We start from the raw sequence: 1,519 nt of genomic DNA on the forward strand, positions 1-1,519 counted from the left end.
CGGCTCTGGTATGTCGGCCTGAGTCGGGCCGCTCAAAACGGGTATTTTGTGCTGTAGGTGCCCCGCTATCGCTGGGAGGGTGAGTATAACTATCCCAGCGAACGATGCCCACCAAAACCCGCCAAACAAAACCCAAACCGACCCCTGAATCGGGCCAACCCGAAACGAAATCACGTCCGGCCAAGTCCACGACCACCCCGAAAACCGCTCAAACGGGAGCGAGCCCGACGAAAGCCAAGACTCGTTCAACCAAATCCAGCCAAACCGAAGTCACTCAAGCTGACGCTAAACAAGCTAAAACCCGTTCAGCCAAGACCGCTCAAGCTGACGCACCCCAAGCTGACACTAAAAAGACTCAGGCCAAAGCCAGTCAAGGCCAGTCCACCGACGTAGCCTTCTCCATCACCGCCTCACAGAGCCACTTGAGCAGCCTACTCACCACCGTAGCCCCGGCGGTACAGGCCAACCCCACCAACCCTATCCTCAGCTATCTCAAGATTGAAGCCTTAGACGGGGCTTGCCGGATCACGGCCACGGATACGAGCTATACGATTACGGCTCAGGCAGAATGCGACACGGTGCACCCCGGAGTGGGTCTGCTACCCGCTCAACTGGCCCATGTCATCCAGGCCATCCCGGCCTCGGAAACCCTAGCCTTGGTCGGCTCGACGGTCGAAGACGCCACCAAAATAGAGATGAGCAATGGGTCTGGGGTCATCTCGACCACCCCGATTACGCTATCGGTAGACCACTTTCTGGTGGCGGATCTCACCACCCCTGGGTCTCACCACGACCTACCTGCCGAAACCCTGAAGCTGGCCTTACAGACGGCTCTAGGGTCAGCGGGGCCGAAGGACAAAGGGATTCTCCATGGGGTGCAGCTGATCTTCGAGGCCAAGTCCTTGCGCTGTCAGGCCACCGACGGTCACCAAATTGCTATGGCCACGCTGGAGACTCAAGCGCTAGGCCGCCGCCGCCGCCAAACCGCAGAATCCGAACCCGTCGATTGTCGAATCCCCCTCGATACGGTCAAAGCGCTGATTAAACTGTTGGCCCAAGCGGCTAAAGACAGCGATGTCGAACTTCGGCTCGACACGGGCGAAGCGCCCAAGGCCCAGTTCCAGATTCAAACCGATACGGCCCAAGTCACCTTGACCTGCCAATGCCTAGCGGAGGCTTACCCCAACCTCCAGCAGGTGATTGAACCCTTTACCTACGGCACCTCAGCCCTGGTCAACCGAACCAGCCTGCTGCACCAGGCCCAGGTGATCAAGGCCATGGGAGCCAAGACTCCGGTGGCCAAGCTGACCTTGAGCGACGCTCGCCTCCACCTCTCGATGGACGGCAACGAGGTGTCGGGCATCCAAACGGTGCAGGCGTCCCTGGACATGCCAGACCCTAAGTTCGAGACCGCCCTCAACCTAGACCTCCTGATCAACTTGGCCCGCTCGGCCACGGGCGAGCAACTGCGGCTGGAATTGGGTAGCCCCGAAAGCCTGATTAAGCTCTCTCCGGTGGC

At 59.6% G+C, this 1,519-nt stretch carries 1 protein-coding gene; it reads left to right on the forward strand.

The annotated features are described in order from the left end of the window. Positions 1-104: 104 nt before the first annotated feature. Positions 105-1,519: hypothetical protein (locus H6G62_RS27215; protein ID WP_190500964.1), on the forward strand; the 1,415-nt coding region annotated here is incomplete at its 3' end.

Source organism: Phormidium sp. FACHB-1136 (assembly GCF_014697375.1).
Taxonomy (GTDB): domain Bacteria; phylum Cyanobacteriota; class Cyanobacteriia; order Phormidesmidales; family Phormidesmidaceae; genus Nodosilinea.